This is a genomic window from Methylobacterium sp. 1A (assembly GCF_058072805.1).
This window is the reverse complement of the sequence record NZ_JBYQVE010000002.1, coordinates 1,801,449-1,820,014: the sequence shown is the minus strand read 5'-3', so window position 1 is coordinate 1,820,014 and position 18,566 is coordinate 1,801,449. Positions and strand designations below refer to the sequence as shown.

The following is an 18,566-nucleotide window of genomic DNA, read 5'->3' as shown; positions in this document are numbered from 1 at the left end:
TCCGACCCGTCCGGGCCGGATCGGGGGTCGCAGGTAGCACGTGCGTGTCGGTTCTCGAAAGCCGCGGGCGGCCCGGGCAGTTCCGTGGCGCCTCGAAACCGGACCGTGCCCGTGCTAGGCGCCCGGGATGCGAACCGAGCCCGCCGTCACCCTGCACACCGTCTGCGGCCTGGAGGAACTGGCCGGCCACGGCGCGCGCGGCGTGAGCCACGTCCTGTCGCTGCTCGATCCCGGCACGCCGGAGCCCGCGGCCTTCACCGCCTACGGCGCCCACGCCCGCACGACCCTCCGGTTCCATGACTGCCTCGGCCCGGGCGACGGTCTCGTCCCGCCCGAGCCGGAGCACGTCGCGGCGATCCTGGATTTCGGGCGGGCGCTCGACGGGGCCGGCCATCTCCTGGTCCACTGCCATTACGGCCTGTCGCGCTCCACGGCGGCGCTGCTGACCCTGTTCGCGCAGGCCGAGCCGGACGCGTCCGCCGCCGCCCTGGTGGAGCGGCTCCACGCCCTGCGCGAGCCGGCTTGGCCGAACGCGCGCATGATCGGCTACGCCGACGCGATGCTCGGGCGGGACGGGGAACTCAGCGCGGCGGTGCGGCGGCTGCACGCCCTGCAATTGCGGGTCCGCCCGCATCTGGCAGAGCTGCTGCGCGGCCTCGGGCGCGGCGCGGAGGTCGAGGCCGCAGAGACCTTGTGAGGTTGCCTGTGCGGGGTCCGCCCCTCACTTGCCGGCCGGCGTGAAGCTCCCGTCCTTCCACACGTAGAGCACGTAGCCCTGGGCGGTGACGTCGCCCTTAGCGTCGAAGCCGACGGTGCCGAGCACGAGATCGAAGCGCTCGGTGTGCAGGGCCTGCGCGATCGGCCTCGGCTCGGTGGAGTGGGCGAAGTTGCCGGCCGCCACCAGCGCCTGCATGGCCGCGTACCCGTAGATCGTCGAGCCCGTGGGATCGACGCCCTCGGCCTTGAAGGCCTTCACGACGGCCGCGGCGGCGGGCTGCCGGCTCGGGTCGAGGTAGAAGGTCATCAGCACGCCGTTGCTGGCCGATCCGGCGATCTTTGCGAAGTCCGGCGTGGCGATGGCCGAGGTACCGAACCATTGCGGCCGGAAGCCCCGGTCCGCCGCGATCTTCACGAGGCGGCCCATCTCGGCGGCGTCGCCGCCGTAGTAGACGACCTCGATCCCCGCGCCCTTGAGGCGGTCGACCAGGGCGGCGTCGTCGGCGTCGCTCGGCGAGAAGGACAGGAACAGCGCCTCGTTCACGCCAATGCGGTTGAGGTTGTCCTTGGTGGCGGCGGCGAGGCTGCGCGCCGCCGGCGTCTGGTCCTGGATCAGCGCGATCTTCCGGTCGCGGAACCGCTCGGCCAGCACGGCGGCGGACAGGCGCGCCTGGTCGTCGTCGCGGCCGCAGACCCGGAAGATGTTCGGCAGCCCCCGGTCGGTGAGCCGGGCCGCCACCGAGGCCGCGGTGATCATCACCACCCCGTTCTGGGCGTAGATGTCGGAGGCCGCGATGGAGGCGTTGGAGCAGACATGGCCGACGACGAGACGGACGTTCGACCGGACGAAGTGGTTGGCCACCGCCATGGCGGTGTTCGAGTCGCAGGCATCGTCCTGCACGTCGAGGGTCACGGGCTGGCCGTCGAGGCCACCCATGGCGTTGGCGTCCCGGGCCGCGGCCTCAACGCCGCGCAAAACCTGCTCGCCGACCGCCACGTAGGGACCAGACCGCGGAACCGCGACGCCGACCACCACGTCGGCCACCGCTTGGGTGGCGGGCAGGAGCGCGAGACACAGGCTCAGGGCGATCAGCGCGGGCCGGAGCGGCCCGTGGGCGGGGACGAAACGTCCGATCTTCATCGGGCTCTTCTGGGCATCCTTGCGCGACACGTCGGCGCGACGGCGGATGCGGCTCCATAGCCTCGATCCCGCCCCGCACCCAGTGCCCATACGCGAGGACGCGGCGAAACGCGATTTTTTTCCGCGGCGGCCCTGTCGACGACCCGGTCCCTACTTGGCGTAGGCGTAGGCCGTCGCGGCGGAGGCGACCGGTCCGGTGACGCCGTTGAAGGCAGTGAGGACCTTCTGGACCTCGGTGAAGGGCGCGTTCGACACGTAGATCAGGTCGCGGTTGCGCATCCGGAACGCCTGGGACACGAACAGGCTGTTGGGGTCGCGCATGTCGATCCGGTAGACCACCGGCACCAGAGGCGTGCCCAGAAGCTTCGAGCCGGGGCTGAGCCGGCGCACGACGCTGGCCGGCTCGAACCGGAAGATGAACGTCCCGGCCGGGTCGGCGGCGAAGTCCGACAGGCCGCGCGCCTTGGCCAGCGCCTGTGCCAGCGTGATGCCGTCGGCCTGGAACGGCAGCTCGGTGCTGTTGCCCAGTGCGCCCACCGCGATGAAGGTCTGCGGGTCGCGCACGAGCGTCAGCACGTCGTTGGGCCGCAGGTAGATGTTCTCACGCGGGTTCGACACCACCGTGGTCAGCGGCACGGTCGCGGTCACCGGCCCGCGCGAGAGCCGCACGAAGGTTTCGTTGACCGGCGCGCGGTTGCCGCCGGCGGCGGCGATGACGTCGAGGATGCGGTCGCCGTGGCCCGAGAGCGGCAGGCGGGCGCCGGCGGCGCCCTCGCCGGTGACGGTGACGGCCTGGGAGATCGGGCGGGTGACCGAGACCAGCACCTGGGGCTGGATGGCCTTGCCGGCGAGTTCGTTCTCGATGAGCGCCTGGACGTCCTGGGTGCGGCGGCCGGCGACCTTGATGCGGCCGGCATAGGGCACCGAGATGGCGCCGTCGCGCCCGACGGGCTGCTCGGGGATGAGGGCGGACTTGGATCCGGCGGAGAAGCGGTCGGCGACGAGGGGTCCGGAGAACAGGCCGCCGGATCCGGCCTCCCAGACGGAGACCGAGACCATGTCGCCGATGCCGATCACCGGCTCGGAGGAGGGGCGATGGTCGCCGAAGGAGGCGAGCAGGCTGTCGAGGGGGCGGCCGCGCAGGGCCTCGACCACGGAGGGGGTGACGTCGATGATCTCGTAGCGGGCAAGGATCCCGCCGTCGGCCGTGGCGACCTCGGCCCCGGCCTGGATCGCGCTCGCCGTCGGACCCGCCGCAGGCAGGTACGTGCAGCCCGACATCGCCGTGACGGCGAGCAGGACGAGGGGAAGTTTGCGCATCCAGATGTTGCCCATCGGTATTGCCGAGCCCGTGCCTAGCCCATAGCGGCCCAGGTGTCCGTAGCGGGTGAGCCACACTCCGCCCGCCACGACCGAGACTGCTAAGTCATCCTCGTTAAGCACAGCTTTTTCGGGGCACAGGGACGACGAATGCCGGGCGCAGCGCGCGCTGCTGAAATATCGGGGCACAAATCCGAGCGCTGTCGACGGTAACGGGCCGGCCCATCGACTCCAGGGCCGCACGGCCCCGGCGCGATCCGCTCACTGCCCCTGGGTCACCGCCGCGGTGATGTCGCCGTAGACGGCGCTGACGCGGGACACGTAGTAGCGGATGCTGCCGACCGCGACGAGGAAGATCAGGCCCCCGAGCAGGGCGTACTCGGTCGCGGTGGATCCGCGGAGGTCGCGGGCGAAGCGCGCGGCCGCGACAGGGATCCGATCCGTCAGGGTGGCCGCCGCCCGGGATCGCACCGCGCGCCGCCCCGCCCCGTCGCCGCCCGGCTCATCCATGGTCGAACGCGCCTTCCCGTCCCGCCGTCCGCGTGGCCCCACGCGCTCGGAAGGCTGTTACCGGCCCGCGCTTGCCGCCGGCTTAACGAAGTGTCCGAAACACGGCATCGGGCCGATTCCGGGCGGGATATGCACCGCCCCGCGCGGCGGGCGCGCCCGGCGAGGGCGCGCCCGCGACGGCTCAGGCGTGGCCGGCCTTGTGGCGCAGGTCGTCGATCCGCTTGGAGGCCTCGGCCTTGTCGAGGTCGGGATCGAACGCCTTCGGCTCCTTCGCCTCTTCGGAGAGCGTCTTCAGGTAGGAGGCCTGCGCGCCGGTCATCGGCTCGCCGCCGGTGGTCCACTGGTCCGGATCCTTGATCTGGTTCGACACGTCCTTCGGGTCGGCCTTGGGGTTCTCCGGCGCGTTCTGGTGCGCATCCTGGCGCGCTCCGGAATCCCGATCGGCCTTCGACGTCGCCTTCGCGGTGGTGGTAGCCATGCGACTCATGTTCCCTAAATGTTCGCGTTCTGGGTCGTCAACGCGGCCCGCGCCGCGACGGTTCCTGCCGACACGGCGGCAACGTCGGGCGCGGCGATCTTCCCTTCCGCGCGCGCGCTCCGCATGATCGTGACGCGCGGCGCCCCGGCGCGCCTCGGAGCCACGGTGGTCCGGATGACGTCCCAATCAGACCCGCCATTCGATGCCGGGACGGCCGCTCAGGTGCTCGTGGTCATGGGCGTCTCGGGGTCCGGGAAGAGCACCGTGGCGGCGCTGATCGCCGAGAAGCTCGGCTGGATCTTCGTGGACGGCGACAGCTTCCACGCGCCGGAGCACGTGGCGAAGATGCACGCTGGCCACGCCCTCGACGACGCGGACCGCGCGCCGTGGCTCGCCCGGATCGCGACCTGGATCCAGCAGCGCCTCGACGCCGGCGAGTCCGGGGTGGTGGTCTGCTCGGCGCTCCGGCGCGCGTACCGGGACGTCCTCACCCGGGGCAGCCGGCGGGTCCGCATCGTCTACCTCGACGGCGACAAGGCCCTGATCGCGCGGCGTCTCGCGGAGCGCCAGGGTCATTTCATGTCGCCGCATCTCCTGGACAGCCAGTTCGCCACCCTTGAGGTCCCGGGCCCCGCCGAGCATCCGATCACCGTCGGGATCCTCGAGCCGCCCGAGGCGATTGCCGACCGGGTCGTGGCGGAACTCGCCACCGCGGCGCGTCGCGATCCGGGTGGGGCGGGATCCGGGTGGGGAGTGACGCGATGACAGCAGGTACCGGCAAGGCCGCGGGGATCGCCCTGGTGATCTCGGACGTCGACGGCACCCTGGTCACCGGGGACAAGCGCCTGACGGCGGCGACGGTGGCGGCCGTGCGCCGCCTGCGCGCGGCCGGGATCGGCTTCAGCATCGCCTCGGCGCGGCCGCCGATCGGACTGCGGAGCCTCGTGGCGGAGCTCGGCCTCGACCTGCCGATGGGGGCCTTCAACGGCGCGAGCGTCGTCCGGCCGGACCTGTCGATCATCGAGGAGCGGACCATCCCGGAGCCGGCGGCCCGGGCGGCCCTCGACCGGCTCCTGGCCGAGGGGCTGGACGTCTGGGTCTTCGCCGACGGCGCGTGGTGCCTGCGCGACCCGGACGGTCCCTACACCGACCTGGAGCGCCGCACGATCGACGCGGAGCCCCGGGTCGTGCCGGATCTCGGAACGCTCATGGGTACGGCCGCCAAGATCGTCGGCGTCAGCCGCGACCACGCCCATCTCGCGGCCTGCGAGACGCGAATCGCGGCGGCGCTGGCCGGCCGGGCCACCGTCCACCGCTCGCAGAAGTACTATCTCGACGTGACCCCGCCCGATCTCGACAAGGGTCGCTTCGTCGCCTGGATGAGCGCGCATCTCGCTATCCCGCGCGAGCGGATCGCCACGTTCGGCGATGCCGGGAACGATCGCCCGATGTTCGCACAGAGCGGCTACTCCGTGGCGATGGGCAATGCCGAGGCGAGCGTCCAGGCGGCCGCCAGCGCGGTCACGGACAGCAACGACGCCGACGGGTTCGCCCGCGCGGTCGAGCGCTTCATCCTTCCCTGACCGGCTCCCCAGACCGGCCGACCGCGTCCGCGCGCCGCCCTGTGGCGCGCGGATCACAAGCACGCCCGTCGCCCCGGCCGCCCACAGGCTGCCGAACGGGGGCCGCTTTCCGGCCTCATTTCCCCGTGACCTAGCTTGACTACAGAACAAGCAGCACCGGGTCTCGGAATGCATCGCCTCATCCTGGCCGCCGTCCTCGCGGTCGCGCCCGCAGCCGCCTTCGGGCAGGGCGCGCGCGACAATATCGACGCGTTGATCGAGCAGCAGGCGAAGGCGAACGGCGTTCCGGCGAGCTTCGTGCACGCCGTGGTCAAGCGCGAGAGCAACTACAATCCGCGGGCGAAGGGCGGCAGCGCCCTGGGTCTCATGCAGATCAAGCATGCGACCGCGCGCGGCATGGGCTACACCGGCGACGCCGCCGGCCTGTACGATCCGGAGACCAACCTGCGCTACGGCGTGGCCTATCTGGCGGGCGCCTACCGCACGGCCAAGGGCAACGTCGCCCAGGCCTACCAGTACTACAACCGCGGCTACTACTACGCCGCCAAGCGCCAGGGCATCTCCACCGAGGTCGCCTCGGTGGTCGCCCCCGTGGCGGCGTCGGCCAGCGCCCTCGCGAGCCTGTTCGGCGGCGGCGTCGCCGACTCCAAACCCAACCCCGCGGCCGCCCTGGCCTACGCGCCGACGGCCGCCGCCGTGGCGGAGGTTCCGACCGAGACCGTCGAGGTGCCGCTGCCGCCGCGTCGGCCCGCCGCCCTGGCCGCCGCCGCGGTCGAACTCGCCAGCCTCTCCATCGACGCGGGCGCGACCCCGGCCGCCCCGCAGGCCGCCTCGGTTCCCTCCGTGGAGGTGCCGCTGCCGCCGCGCCGACCCACCGCCCTCGGGAGCGCGGAGGCCTCGCCGGCGCAGATGGCGGAACTCCGGCTCTCGCCGCAGCCCGCGGCGGCCGCCACCCCGATGACCCCCGCAGCCGCTTCGGCACCGGCCACCGAGGCGGCGGTCGAGGCGGTCGAGGTGCCGCTGCCGCCGCGCCGTCCGTCGCTCCAGATGCTCGCCGCCGCGACGCCGCGGCGCGCTCCGGCCGCCGCGCCGGTGCGCGAGGCCACGGCCCTGCCGGTCGAGTAGCGCGCCCTCTCCGGCGCGGGTGCAGACCGCCGATCGCCCGCCCGGCCGGGCCTTCTGCCCACACAAGGATCATGCCCAAGGCTTGACCATCGGGTCGATCCGCAACACATAGGCGCCACGCCAGCAACGTGGTTGGATCGTTACGGTACGGACCGGCGCCGCGAGACAGCGGCCGTACGCGGGTGGCGCACGACGGATCTCAGGGCAGGAAACGCCGGTCTACACGCGCACGTTCTCAGGCAGCTTCCTGTCTGGCGGAACGCCAAAGCGCGATGGATCTCGAAGCGGCAGGCATGCAGGGCACGGACTCTGCTTTCGAGCTGGCAGGAAAGCGGACGGCGCCATGACCGGCGTGGAACAGGAATCTCTCTTTCTCACGGACCTCGGGCGACGCGTCAGGCACGCGCGCACCGTGCGCGGGCTGTCGCGCAAGGTTCTGTCGCAGACCTCGGGCCTTTCCGAGCGCTACATCGCGCAGCTAGAGGGCGGCCAGGGCAACGTCTCGATCATCCTGCTGCGGCGGGTGGCGAACGCCATGGGTGTGCGGCTGGACGACCTGATCACCGGCAACGACGCGCTGCCCGACTGGCCCGTGGTGCGCGACCTCCTCGCCCAGGCGAGCCCGGCCCAGATCGTCGCCGCCAAGGAGGCCCTGTCCGGCGGCAGCCGGCCCGAATCGAGCAACCGGCCGCGCGTGGCGCTGACCGGACTGCGCGGCGCCGGCAAGTCGACCCTCGGCAAGCTCGCGGCCGAGCGCCTCGGCTGGACCTTCGTGGAGCTCAACGCCGAGATCGAGCGGGAGAACGCCCTCTCGGTCCAGGAGATCTTTGCGATCTACGGCCAGGAAGGCTACCGCCGGCTCGAGCAGGCGGCCTTGCGGCGCCTGACCGAGCATCCCGGGCCGCTGATCCTCGCGACGAGCGGCGGCATCGTCGCGGAACCGCTGACCTACGATTTGCTCCTCCAGGCGTTCTACACCATCTGGCTGCGCGCCCGGCCGGAGGAGCATATGAGCCGCGTCCGCGAGCAGGGACACCTCGCCACGACGGGCGACCACGCCTCCGCGATGCAGGAGCTGCGCGCCGTGCTGGCGAGCCGCGAGCCGCTCTACGCCCGGGCCCCGGCGACGGTGGACACCTCCAACATCCCTGTCCAGACGATGCTGGACCGCCTGACGGCGGTGATCGAGGCGCGGTTCGGGCAGGGCGTGCCGCTGGCGGACTGACCCGCCCGCGTTCGCTGACAGCCATGCGACCGATGCGACCCCCGGGCCGCGCCGGCCCTTGATCGCCGCGGTGCAGCGCACCACGCTAGGGCAGTACCCGCGGTCCGTCGCCGCCGCTGCCGTCTCTCCGGGCGGGACAACCACCCCGCTCGAGCGGGCGCTGGACCGGCCCCGCCCCACGCGCGACCGGCAGACCCTGCGAAGTCCCGGACATGAGCATCCGACTATGAGCGCCAGTCCTGCCTTCACTCACCCATCGCATGACCTCGCGGTCGTCGACCCGGTCTGGTCGCGGTTGCGGGACGAGGCGGAGGATGTCCTGCGGACCGAGCCGCAGCTCGCCTCCTTCATCGTCGCCACCATCCTGAACCACACCACGCTGGAAGGCGCGGTCTCCCACCGGGTCGCGGCGCGGCTCGGGCACCCGTCGCTCCCGGCCGAACTCGTCGCCCACGCCTTCCACGAGGCGATCACGGTCGATCCCGAAATCGGCCAGGCGTTCCGCGCCGATATCGGCGCGGTGATCGACCGGGATCCGGCGACGCTCCGGGCCCTCGAACCGGTCCTGTACTTCAAGGGCTTCCACGCCCTGCAGGCCTACCGCCTCGCCCACCATGTCTGGAACCGCGGTCGACGCGACCTCGCCCTCTACCTCCAGAGCCGGGTCTCGGAGGTGTTCCAGTGCGACATCCATCCGGCGGCGCGGATCGGTCGGGGCGTCTTCCTCGACCACGCCACCGGCCTCGTGGTCGGGTCGACCGCGGTGATCGAGGACGACGTGTCGATCCTCCACGCCGTGACCCTGGGCGGCACCGGCAAGCAGCGCGGCGACCGCCACCCCAAGATCCGCCGCGGCGTGATGATCGGCGCCGGCGCCAAGATCCTGGGCAACATCGAGGTCGGGGCCTGCGCCCGAGTGGCGGCGGGCTCGGTGGTGCTGCGGCCGGTACCGCCGAACACGACGGTCGTCGGCGTGCCGGCGCGCGTGGTCGGCACCGCCGGCTGCGACGATCCGGCCCGGGCTATGGACCAACTCGTCGCCCTCGATCAGTTCATCCACCTGGGCGACGGGATCTGACCCGGGGCCGTCGCGCTTGCCGCTCCGCCCGCGGCGTGGCAAGCCCTCGGCCCATCCGCGGCGCCAGCGCCGCCAGGGGAGATCGACCAGCGTGACCAAAGCCGAGACCGCGAAGCTTCAGGACTATCTGCGCCGCAAGTTCGCGAACAACAGTATCCGCCTCACCGCGATGAAGACCGGCGACTCCGCCGAGGTGTTCATCGGCGAGGAGTCGATCGGCGTGATCGCCGACGACAAGGAGGACGGCGACGATTCCTTCGTCTTCCGGATGGCGATCCTCGACATCGATCTCGAGGAAGAGGCCTGAGGCCCCGCGCCCCGGCCGGACCCGCGTCTCGGATCGGGTCCCGCCGGCCGCACCTGTGCACGGATTAACGCTAACAAAGACTCGTGCTTAACAACCGGTAAACGGCGTGAGTACAGTGCGCGCAACCTGTATCAGGAGCGCGAATAATGGTCTTCACGCCCGTCGCCCTCGAGTCGATCCGGACCCTCTGCATCGGACTGGCGCTGTCCGGCCTGATCGCCAGCGCCTTCGAGCTGTTCGCGGCGCGGCGGGCGAGCTTCAGCCTGCTGGAGCGCGGTGGTCTGCCGGCGGTCGCCGCCCTGCCGATGCTGGCCTTCTCGGCGCCGTTCATCATCCTGCGCAACACGGTGCGCGGCCGGCGGATCGAGGGGCGCCCGATCCCGTTCGTGATGCTGGCGACGGTCATCGCGTGCGGCTGGAGCCTGCTCTCCGGCCGCGTCGCCCTCGACCTCGCCGCGATGCTGGTCGGCGCCTGACCGGGTTCAGGGCTCGGCGGTGGCCACCTGCGCGGTCCCGTCCTTGCCCTCCAGGGACACCCACGCCGCGCCGTCCTGGCCGGCCCGCTTGATGAAGTTGTAGCCGGTGCGGCGCCAGGACCGGATCGCGTCGGTCTTGTTGTCGAGGATGAAGTCGCCGCGGTCGGTCCGGACCGTCAGCACCGCGTGGCCCTCGTTGGTCTCGTCGATCACCACGGTCATCAGCAGGGCGCGCCGCGGCAGGCCGCGCTCCACCAGCATCCGCCGCTTCAGCAGCTGGTAATCCTCGCAATCGCCGAACCCGTCATCGGGGAAGTCCCAGCGGTCGACGACGCCCCAATGCGCCTGATCGGTGATCGGCCGGATGCGCGCGTTCACGCGGCGGTTGACGCTCTGCAGGGTCCGCCACACCGCCACGGTCAGGGAAATCTCGGCCGGCTCGGCCGTGTCGACCGTGCATTCCTGAGGCGTGCGGGCGCAGAAATCCGTCCAGCCCGCGATCGCCCGCACCGGCCCGGTCGGTTCGGCGGCGGTCACCTGATCCGGCAGGACCAGCCGCGCGTGGGCGTGGGTCGTGGCGCCGCCCATCGCGAGGATCGTGCCGAGCAGGGCAAAACTGGCCGCCTGCCGCGCGCGGCACGCCGCGTGCGTCCACCCGCGCCAACGGAGCGGGCCGAAGACCTGACACGAGATACCGCCATCCGCGTGCCGCATGGTTCAAGCCCCCGCCGCCCGATGATGACGGAAGGGTGACACGGCCACGTGCGACGCACAATGGGTCAGGACGAGGCAGCTAACGCGCGGGGAGCCGTATCGGTTCCGATTTAAGAGAGTGTTGCATCCGCGGGGCTGACCGAAATCGTATGCACTGAGTGAATAGCCGCTCTGCGCCTTCTCGGAAGGCCTTGATTCACGTCAGCTTTGCCGGCTTCTCAGCACGGCTCGCACGGGGGATTCGCGGCGGGCTCGATCGAGACGCGTGAAGCCGGCCAGCCCGTCGCCGACGGGGCCGCACCCCAGGAAAGGACCCGCCATGCAGCCCGCCATCCAGCAGGTGATCAGAGCGCTCGCCGAGGATGGTCGGGCCGGCGCGATCAATATCGCGGAGCACGCGGTCGATTCCTACCTCGCCGACGCGCCGAGCGAGGGCGACAGGGCGCTGTCGCGGGACATCCTGGTCCGGGATCTCGCCAGTCTCCGGGGCGTCGCCCCGCATCTCGCGGCCTTCATCGGCCGGGTGGAGTCCTACGTGGCGAGCCTCGCCCAGCCGTCGCTGAGCCGGGCGGCCTGAGGCCGCGTCACCGGTTTGCAGTGGTGACCGGGGAGGTGACGCCGCCGAGGGAGACCCAGGCGACGGCGTCCTGGCTCTCGCGCTTGATGAACACGTAGCCGGTCTTGTGCCAGGGCAGGATCGCGCTGGTCTTGTTGTCGAGCACCAGGTCGCCGCGGTCGGTGATCAGGGTCAGCACGGCGTGGCCCTCGCCCTTCTCGTCGATCACCACGGTCATGCGCATCGCCCGCCGCGGCAGGCCGGCCTCGGCCAGCATGTGGCGCTTGAGCAGCTGGAAGTCCTCGCAGTCGCCGATGCCGTCCTCGGCCAGGTCCCAGCGGTCGGCCACGTGCAGGTGGTCCTGGTCGGTCATCGGCTCGATCGCCTTGTTGACCCGCCGGTTCACCGACACGATCGTCGCCCAGGTGGCGGGCGTCAGGCTGATCCGGGCCGGCTCGCCCCGGTCCAGCGCGCACTCCGCCGCGTAATTCTGACAGAACGTCACCCACGCCGCGATCGGCTTGGCGTCGCCCAGGATCTTGGCGCCCACGTCCGCGGGCAGGCTCGCCAGCGTCTGCGCCTGAACCGGAGCGGCGAGGCCGAGCAGCGTCGCCGCTCCGACCAGCATCCCCCGAACCGTCCTGAGAAGCGCCGCGCCCATCGAACCCGTCCCCGTTGTTGAGGACAGGATTGCGCCGCAGAGCCTCCGCGGCGCTGAAGCGGATGCGCGCAATTTTACCGATCTGCCGGCGCGGGCCCGCTCACGCGCGACAGCGTCGACGGGAGACTTGAGAACCCTTGTAAATCGGCGGCTTCGGCTTCGGAAACCGGAAACCTTGAGGGTTCGTCACCCGGGGACCTGAGTCCTCAGGCGCGCAGCCGCCATCGCGAGCGCAGAGAGGCACACCAGGACTGCGCCAAGCCGACCGATGGCGCGCTGCCCTGGGTCGCCTCGCTGCGCCCGCGATCACGGGGTGGAAACGCTCAGCCCGCCGTCTGGTCGAGCTTGCGCTCGGCCTCGCCCTTCAGCTCCGGGAAGTCCGCCTGCGTGTAGGCGCGGCCCCGGTGCGGGTCCTCGGTGATGCCCTCGTGCTCCAGGCGGCGCAGCTGCACCCGCCGGATCTTGCCCGAGATCGTCTTGGGCAGATCGGTGACGAACTCGAGCCCGCGCAGGCGCTTGAAGGTCGCGAGCCGGGCGTTGGTGAAGCGGAAGATGTCGAGCGCCGTCTCGGGTCCGGGGCTCGCTCCGGCCACCAGGGACACGTAGGCCTTCGGGATGGTGTGACGCATCGGATCGGGCACCGGCACCACCGCCGCCTCGGCCACGGCCGGATGCTCGATCAGCACGCTCTCCAGCTCGAAGGGGCTGATCCGGTAGCCCGACGACTTGAACACGTCGTCGGCGCGGCCGACGAAGGTGTAGCAGCCCTGCTCGTCCACGAAGGCGACGTCGCCGGTGTGGTAGAGGTCGCCGGCCGCGCCCGACAGGTTGCCCTGGCCGTCGTCGTAGCCCTGCATCAGGCCGGCGGGCCGGTGGGCCCCGAGTTCGAGGCAGACCTCGCCCTCGGTGGCCGGCTGACCGTCCAGGTCGAGGACGCGCACCCGGTAGCCCGGGAGAGGCCGGCCCAGGGCGCCTGGCACCACCGGCTGTCCCGGCGTGTTGGCCATGAGCGCGGTGGTCTCGGTCTGGCCGTAGCCGTCGCGGATCGTGAGGCCCCAGGCGCTCTTCACGCGCTCGATCACCTCGGGATTCAGGGGCTCGCCCGCCGCGCAGACCTCGCGCAGGGCGAGCCGCTTCCCGGACAGGTCCTCCTGGATGATCATCCGCCAGACGGTCGGCGGCGCGCAGAGCGTCGTGGCGCCGGTGCGCTCCAGCTGCGCCAGCAGCGCGGCCGCGTTGAACGGCGCCTGGTTGATCACCAGGATCGTCGCGCCGGCATTCCAGGGCGCGAAGAACGAGGACCACGCGTGCTTCGCCCAGCCCGGCGAGGAGACGTTGCAGTGCACGTCCCCCGGCTGCAGCCCGAGCCAGTACATGGTCGAGAGCGCGCCCACCGGGTAGGAGCGGTGGCTGTGGCGCACCAGCTTCGGCTTCGCCGTGGTGCCGGAGGTGAAGTAGAGGAGCAGCGGGTCGTCGGCGGCGGTCGGGGCGTCCGGCGCGAAGCTGTCCGAGGCCGTGAAGGCGTCGTCGTAGGCCGCCCAGCCCTCCGTCGGAGCCCCGGTGACGAGGCGGACGGCGCCGCCCGTGTCGAGGCCGGCGAACCGTGCGATCTGCTCCGGCCCGGCCACGATCGCCCGCGGGCGGCCGCGGGCGAGGCGGTCGGCGAGCTCGTCGGCGGTGAGCAGCGTGGTCGCCGGGATGACCACGGCGCCGAGCTTCATCGCGGCCAGCATGGTCTCCCACAGGGCCGGCACGTTGCCGAGCAGCAGGAGCAGGTGGTCACCGCGCTTCAGGCCGAGCTGACGCAGGTGGTTGGCCACCTGATTGGACCGTGCCGCGAGCTCACCGAAGCTGAGGCTCTGCTCGGCCCCGCTGCCAGCCTCGACGATCCGCAGGGCGGCGCGGTCGCGGCTCTCGGGGCCGGCGAGGACGGCGTCGAACCAGTCGAGCGCCCAGTTGAACGGCACCGGGTCCGGCCACGCGAAGGCCGCGACGGCGGCGGCGTAGTCGGTGCGATGGGCCAGCAGAAGGTCGCGGGCCTCCCGGAAGCTCGGCATGGTCGTTCCCCCTCGTCCTCGTTGACCGATCCCGATCCGGCGTCTTCAGGCCGGGATCAGATCCTCACCGGCCTCGCCCTGCGCGAGACGCTGAACCATGGCGGCGTGGAAGTCGCGGATCTGCCCGGCAATCGCCCCAACACTGCGGTCGTTGCGGGCGAAATCGTCGGCGTTCAGCGCGATCAGGCCGGCCGTGTAGCCGGCCTCGTTGTGTTCGAACGGATCCGCGTAGAGCCATGCCCACCAATCGCGGGGCGGGATCAGGCTGGCGCCGGGCTTGACCCGCAGCGCCGCCAGGAAACGGAAATGGCGCGTCAGCTCTTTCCGCCAGACCGACCGCGTCCGTTGGGGCACGTCGAAGGCGAGCAGCTTCACGAGGTGCTCGTTGATGGTCTCCTCGCGCCCGCGCGCCTTCTGGGCGACGATTGCGCGCGGGAAGGCCATCTCGAACCGGACTTCGTCGTGGTCCAGCACATCCATCGCCTGGTCCCCGCTCAGGTGTTCTCGAACCGGGGCGGCCGCTTCTCTACGAAGGCGGCCATACCCTCCTTCTGGTCCTTGGTGGCGAACATGGCGTGGAACACCCGCCGCTCGAACCGGATGCCCTCGGTCAGCGTGGTCTCGTAGGACCGGTTGACCGCCTCCTTGGTCATCATCGCGATCGGCAGCGACATCGACGCGATGGTCTCGGCCGCCTTCAGTGCCTCGTCGAGGAGCTGGTCGGCCGCGATCACGCGCGAGACGAGGCCGGCACGCTCGGCCTCGGCGGCGTCCATCATCCGCCCGGTCAGGCACATCTCCATGGCCTTGGCCTTGCCGACGAAGCGGGTCAGCCGCTGGCTGCCGCCGATCCCCGGCATCACGCCGAGCTTGATCTCGGGCTGGCCGAACTGCGCCGTGTCGGCTGCCAGGATGATGTCGCACATCATGGCGAGTTCGCAGCCACCGCCGAGCGCGTAGCCCGCCACCGCGGCGATGATCGGCTTGCGCACGGCGACGAACCGGTCCCAGTCGGCGAACCGGTCGCCGGAATACATCTCCGCGTAGGTGGCGTGCTGCATCTCCTTGATGTCGGCGCCGGCCGCGAAGGCCTTCGCCGAGCCGGTGAGGACGATGCAGCCGATCCCCGGATCCGCATCCGCCTCGGTCGCCGCCCGGATCACCTCGCGGGTGAGCTGCGCGTTGAGGGCGTTCAGGGCCTTCGGCCGGTTGAGGGTGATCAGCAGGACGCGCCCGCGCGTCTCCGTCAGGATCGTCTCGTACGTGTCGCTCACGACTCGCCTCCCTGCCCGCGGAGCATACGGATGATCGCGGAAAAGTCCTCTCCCCCGTGGCCCGCGCCCTCGAACAGGCCGTAGATCTGCGCGGCCTCCGCGCCCAGCGGCGTCGCCGCCCCCGCGGCGATGGCGGCGGCCTGGGCGAGCCGGAGGTCCTTGAGCATCAGCGCGGCGGCGAAGCCCGGCTTGTAGCCGTTGTTGGCCGGCGAGGTCGGCACCGGGCCCGGCACCGGGCAGTAGGTGGTCAGCGACCAGCACTGGCCCGAGGAGACCGAAGCCACGTCGTAGAGCGCCTGGTGCGACAGGCCGAGCTTCTCGCCGAGCGCGAAGGCCTCGCTGACGCCGATCATCGAGATGCCGAGGATCATGTTGTTGCAGATCTTGGCCGCCTGCCCGGCACCGGCATCGCCGCAATGGAACACGTTCTTGCCCATCGCCTTCAGCAGCGGCTCGGCTCTGGCGAAGGCGGCGTCGGCGCCGCCGGCCATGAAGGTCAGCGTCCCGGCCTTGGCGCCGCCGGTGCCGCCCGAGACCGGCGCGTCCACCGACAGGCAGCCCCGCGCCTCCGCGAGGGCGTGGGCCTTGCGGGCGCTCTCGACGTCGACCGTGGAGGAATCGATCAGGAGCGTGCCGGCGGGCAGGGCCTCGGCGAGCTGCGTCCAAACCTCGACCACGTGCCGCCCGGCGGGCAGCATGGTGATGACGACGTCCGCCCCTTGGGCCGCCTCCAGGGCCGAGCCGGTGACAGCGACGCCTCCGGCGCGCGCCGCCTCCAGCGAGGCCGGCACCAGGTCGAAGCCGCGCACGGTGTGGCCCGCCTTCACGAGGTTGGCCGCCATGGGCCCGCCCATGTTGCCGAGACCGATGAACCCGATGGTCTGCGCCATCCTGCTTCTCCCTTGATTGCTGTCGTTCGCGTCTTCCACCCGCGTCCTCATCCTGAAGTGACCGCGACGCGGGCCTCGAAGGAGGGCTCCAGGAATCACTGCGGCTTCTGGAGCCCTCCTTCGAGGCGTACGCTACGCTTCGGCACCTCAGGATGAGGGTGTGGGTGGGAACGAGCGACGCGTCATCACACCGGCCCCGTGCGCGATTCCGAAAAAACCGGCTCCGCCCGCTTCTCCAGCCAGCGGGCGATCCGCGCCGGATCGACCGCGTCGAGGGTCGGCGGGTTCCAGCGCGGGCTCTTGTCCTTGTCGATCACCGCGGCGCGGATGCCTTCGCGGAAATCGCCCTCCGCCAGCAGCGCCAGCGAGGCGTGGAACTCGCGCTCCAGGCAGGCTTCCAGGTTCGGCGCGCCGCGGCCGAGCCGCAGGAGGCACAGCGTCAGGACGAGGCTCGACGGCGCCTTGGTCAGGAGCGTCGCCCGGGTCGCGGCGGCGAAGTCCGAGCCGTCCGCCGCCAGGGCCGACAGGATCTCGTCCACCATGTCGAAGGCGAAGCAGCGGTCGATCACCGCCCGGTGCGCGGCGAGCGGCGCCGGCTCCGGATCACGGGCGAGCCGTGCGATCGCGTCCCGCACGCCCGCCTGCCCGGCATCCGGGTCGAGCGCCACGAGGGCGTCGATCAGGTCAGGCAGACCCGCGGAGGGCACCAGGGCGTCGGCCAGCCGGCAGAAGATCGCGTCGGCGGCGCCGACCGGCTCGCCGGTCAGGCCGAGATAGGTGCCGAGTTCCCCGGGCGCGCGCGGCAGCAGCCACGTTCCGCCGACATCCGGCAGGTAGCCGATGCCGGTCTCCGGCATGGCGACGCGGGAGCGCTCGGTGACGATCCGGTGCGTGGCGTGGCCCGCGAGCCCGACACCCCCGCCCATGGTGATGCCGTCCATGACCGCCACGAAGGGCTTCTCGTAGGCGGCGATGCGTGCATCGAGCCTGTACTCGTCCCGCCAGAAGGTCTCGGCGAAGGCGGTGTCGGAGCTGTCGTAGAGGGAGCGCAGGTCGCCGCCGGCGCACAGGCCGCGCTCGCCCTCCCCGGTGAGCAGCACCGCGGCGATGCCCGGATCGGCCGAGAACCGGTCGAGCGCCCGGTCGATCTCGCCGACCATGCCGTGGGTCAGGGCATTGAGGGCCTTCGGCCGGTTGAGCCGCAGCCGGCCCAGCGCGCCGACACGCTCGACGATCACGTCGCTCATCGGCGGCCCCCGGTCAGCCCGCGGGCGATGATCAGCCGCATGATCTCGTTGGTCCCCTCGAGGATCTGGTGCACGCGCAGGTCGCGGACGATCTTCTCCACGCCGTACTCGGCGAGGTAGCCGTAGCCGCCGTGAAGCTGGAGCGCCTGGTTGGCGACCTCGAAGGCCGCGTCGGTGACGTGGCGCTTGGCCATCGCGCAGAGCTGGGTCGCGGCCGGGTCCTTGGCGTCGAGCGCGGCGGCCGCGTGCCGCAGGAAGGTGCGCGACACCTCCAGGCTCGTCGCCATGTCGGCGAGGCGGAACTGCAGCGCCTGGAAGTCGGTGAGCCTCGCCCCGAAGGCGCGGCGGTCGCCCATGTAGGCGAGCGCCTTGTCGAGGGCCGCCTGCGCGCCGCCGAGCGAGCAGGCCGCGATGTTGAGCCGCCCCCCGTCGAGGCCGCTCATGGCGATCTTGAAGCCCTGGCCCTCGGCGCCGAGGCGGTTGCCCACCGGCACGCGGCAGCCGTCGAAGCGCACCGCGCGGGTCGGCTGGGCGTTCCAGCCCATCTTGCGCTCGTCGGCCCCGAAGGAGAGGCCGGGCGTGCCCTTCTCCACCACGATCGCGGAAATCCCCGCCGGACCGGCCTCGCCGGTGCGGACCATGCAGACGTAGAGGTCGCTGGCGCCGGCGCCCGAGATGAACTGCTTCTCGCCGGAGAGCACGTAATGGTCGCCGTCCCGCTCGGCGCGGGTGCGGAGCGCCGCGGCGTCGGAGCCGGAGCCCGGCTCGGTCAGGCAGTAGCTGGCGATCCGCTCCATGCCCATGAGCGACGGCAGCCAGCGACGGCGCTGATCGTCGTCGCCGTAGGCGTCGATCATCCAGGCGCACATGTTGTGGATCGACAGGAACGCCGCGACGGTCGGGCAGCCGGTGCTGAGCGCCTCGAAGATCAGCGTCGCGTCGAGGCGCGACAGGCCGGAACCGCCGACATCCTCGCGGACGTAAATGCCCGCCATGCCGAGGGCGGCCGCTTCCCGCAGGGTCTCGACCGGGAAGGTCTTGTCGCGGTCCCAGTCGAGGGCGTGCGGCGCGATGTGCTCGGCCGCGAAGCCGAGGGCCATCTCGCGGATCGCGGTCCGGTCCTCGTCGAGCCCGAAACTCATGGGCACTCCCTCATGTTCGTCAGCCACCGCGCGAGGTACGCACATCGGCCGCCCCAAGGCGGGCC

The 18,566-nt window shown here is 71.6% G+C and carries 21 protein-coding genes; 9 read left to right on the top strand and 12 right to left on the bottom strand.

Features of this window, described 5'->3' with window-relative positions:
- The first annotated feature begins 127 nt into the window (after positions 1-127).
- Positions 128-697: a tyrosine phosphatase family protein gene (locus ACX9MN_RS28670; protein ID WP_020092750.1), complete on the top strand. Its 570-nt coding sequence runs from the start codon at positions 128-130 to the stop codon at positions 695-697.
- Positions 698-721: 24 nt separating this feature from the next.
- On the opposite strand, the gene ACX9MN_RS28665 is transcribed toward ACX9MN_RS28670, so the two are convergent.
- The 4 genes from ACX9MN_RS28665 to ACX9MN_RS28650 all read right to left on the bottom strand — a co-directional run bounded on the left by ACX9MN_RS28665 (position 722) and on the right by ACX9MN_RS28650 (position 4,166).
- Positions 722-1,858 (bottom strand): branched-chain amino acid ABC transporter substrate-binding protein, encoded by a 1,137-nt coding sequence (locus tag ACX9MN_RS28665; protein WP_026604861.1) that lies wholly within the window; start codon positions 1,856-1,858, stop codon positions 722-724.
- 150 nt (positions 1,859-2,008) lie between these two features.
- Complete coding sequence (locus ACX9MN_RS28660) at positions 2,009-3,178, bottom strand: polysaccharide biosynthesis/export family protein (protein ID WP_132367117.1); 1,170 nt, start codon at positions 3,176-3,178, stop codon at positions 2,009-2,011.
- A 261-nt stretch (positions 3,179-3,439) separates the two neighbouring features.
- Positions 3,440-3,688: a Flp family type IVb pilin gene (locus tag ACX9MN_RS28655; protein WP_489726098.1), complete on the bottom strand. Its 249-nt coding sequence runs from the start codon at positions 3,686-3,688 to the stop codon at positions 3,440-3,442.
- A gap of 181 nt (positions 3,689-3,869) precedes the next feature.
- Entirely contained in the window at positions 3,870-4,166 is a 297-nt protein-coding gene (locus ACX9MN_RS28650) for a DUF3072 domain-containing protein (protein WP_489726097.1), read from the bottom strand.
- Positions 4,167-4,340: 174 nt separating this feature from the next.
- On the opposite strand from ACX9MN_RS28650, the gene ACX9MN_RS28645 reads away from it, so the two are divergent.
- From ACX9MN_RS28645 to ACX9MN_RS28615, 7 genes are all read left to right on the top strand, one after another.
- Positions 4,341-4,931, top strand: coding sequence for a gluconokinase (locus ACX9MN_RS28645; RefSeq protein ID WP_489726096.1), 591 nt, complete (start codon positions 4,341-4,343; stop codon positions 4,929-4,931).
- On the top strand, positions 4,928-5,749 hold the full coding sequence (locus ACX9MN_RS28640; RefSeq protein WP_427510490.1) for a Cof-type HAD-IIB family hydrolase: 822 nt from the start codon (positions 4,928-4,930) through the stop codon (positions 5,747-5,749). The genes ACX9MN_RS28645 and ACX9MN_RS28640 overlap by 4 nt, the downstream gene beginning before the upstream one ends.
- A 168-nt stretch (positions 5,750-5,917) precedes the next feature.
- Positions 5,918-6,874 (top strand): lytic transglycosylase domain-containing protein, encoded by a 957-nt coding sequence (locus ACX9MN_RS28635; protein ID WP_489726095.1) that lies wholly within the window; start codon positions 5,918-5,920, stop codon positions 6,872-6,874.
- A gap of 343 nt (positions 6,875-7,217) precedes the next feature.
- Positions 7,218-8,099 carry a helix-turn-helix transcriptional regulator gene (locus ACX9MN_RS28630; RefSeq protein WP_489726094.1) on the top strand — a complete coding sequence of 294 codons (882 nt, stop codon included), beginning with the start codon at positions 7,218-7,220 and terminating at the stop codon, positions 8,097-8,099.
- Between the two features lie 226 nt (positions 8,100-8,325).
- Positions 8,326-9,177, top strand: coding sequence for a serine O-acetyltransferase (gene cysE / locus ACX9MN_RS28625; RefSeq protein ID WP_091684043.1), 852 nt, complete (start codon positions 8,326-8,328; stop codon positions 9,175-9,177).
- Positions 9,178-9,268: 91 nt separating this feature from the next.
- Positions 9,269-9,484, top strand: coding sequence for a DUF3126 family protein (locus ACX9MN_RS28620; RefSeq protein ID WP_244018155.1), 216 nt, complete (start codon positions 9,269-9,271; stop codon positions 9,482-9,484).
- Between the two features lie 146 nt (positions 9,485-9,630).
- On the top strand, positions 9,631-9,960 hold the full coding sequence (locus ACX9MN_RS28615) for a DUF6949 family protein (protein WP_489726093.1): 330 nt from the start codon (positions 9,631-9,633) through the stop codon (positions 9,958-9,960).
- Positions 9,961-9,966: 6 nt separating this feature from the next.
- Here the strand turns inward: ACX9MN_RS28615 and ACX9MN_RS28610 are convergent, their stop codons facing one another.
- Positions 9,967-10,674, bottom strand: coding sequence for a transglutaminase-like cysteine peptidase (locus ACX9MN_RS28610; protein ID WP_026605326.1), 708 nt, complete (start codon positions 10,672-10,674; stop codon positions 9,967-9,969).
- 319 nt (positions 10,675-10,993) lie between these two features.
- Between ACX9MN_RS28610 and ACX9MN_RS28605 the strand changes: the two genes are divergently transcribed.
- The gene (locus ACX9MN_RS28605; RefSeq protein ID WP_012320711.1) at positions 10,994-11,251 is read left to right on the top strand and encodes a hypothetical protein; all 258 of its coding nucleotides are present in this window, start codon (positions 10,994-10,996) and stop codon (positions 11,249-11,251) included.
- Positions 11,252-11,258: 7 nt separating this feature from the next.
- Here ACX9MN_RS28605 and ACX9MN_RS28600 read toward each other — a convergent pair whose 3' ends face one another.
- From ACX9MN_RS28600 to ACX9MN_RS28570, 7 genes are all read right to left on the bottom strand, one after another.
- The gene (locus ACX9MN_RS28600; protein ID WP_020095660.1) at positions 11,259-11,858 is read right to left on the bottom strand and encodes a transglutaminase-like cysteine peptidase; all 600 of its coding nucleotides are present in this window, start codon (positions 11,856-11,858) and stop codon (positions 11,259-11,261) included.
- A 356-nt stretch (positions 11,859-12,214) separates the two neighbouring features.
- A complete protein-coding gene (locus ACX9MN_RS28595; RefSeq protein ID WP_020095659.1) occupies positions 12,215-13,948 on the bottom strand; it encodes an AMP-binding protein in 1,734 nt (577 codons plus the stop codon).
- Positions 13,949-13,993: 45 nt separating this feature from the next.
- The gene (locus ACX9MN_RS28590) at positions 13,994-14,428 is read right to left on the bottom strand and encodes a hypothetical protein (RefSeq protein WP_447700607.1); all 435 of its coding nucleotides are present in this window, start codon (positions 14,426-14,428) and stop codon (positions 13,994-13,996) included.
- A 14-nt stretch (positions 14,429-14,442) separates the two neighbouring features.
- Positions 14,443-15,222, bottom strand: coding sequence for an enoyl-CoA hydratase (locus ACX9MN_RS28585; RefSeq protein WP_020095657.1), 780 nt, complete (start codon positions 15,220-15,222; stop codon positions 14,443-14,445).
- Positions 15,219-16,112, bottom strand: a complete 894-nt coding sequence (gene mmsB, locus ACX9MN_RS28580; protein WP_331297789.1) for a 3-hydroxyisobutyrate dehydrogenase — start codon at positions 16,110-16,112, stop codon at positions 15,219-15,221. The genes ACX9MN_RS28585 and mmsB overlap by 4 nt, the downstream gene beginning before the upstream one ends.
- A gap of 185 nt (positions 16,113-16,297) precedes the next feature.
- The gene (locus ACX9MN_RS28575; RefSeq protein WP_331297788.1) at positions 16,298-17,359 is read right to left on the bottom strand and encodes an enoyl-CoA hydratase/isomerase family protein; all 1,062 of its coding nucleotides are present in this window, start codon (positions 17,357-17,359) and stop codon (positions 16,298-16,300) included.
- A complete protein-coding gene (locus ACX9MN_RS28570) occupies positions 17,356-18,501 on the bottom strand; it encodes an isobutyryl-CoA dehydrogenase (protein WP_020095654.1) in 1,146 nt (381 codons plus the stop codon). The genes ACX9MN_RS28575 and ACX9MN_RS28570 overlap by 4 nt, the downstream gene beginning before the upstream one ends.
- Between the last annotated feature and the right edge of the window lie 65 nt (positions 18,502-18,566).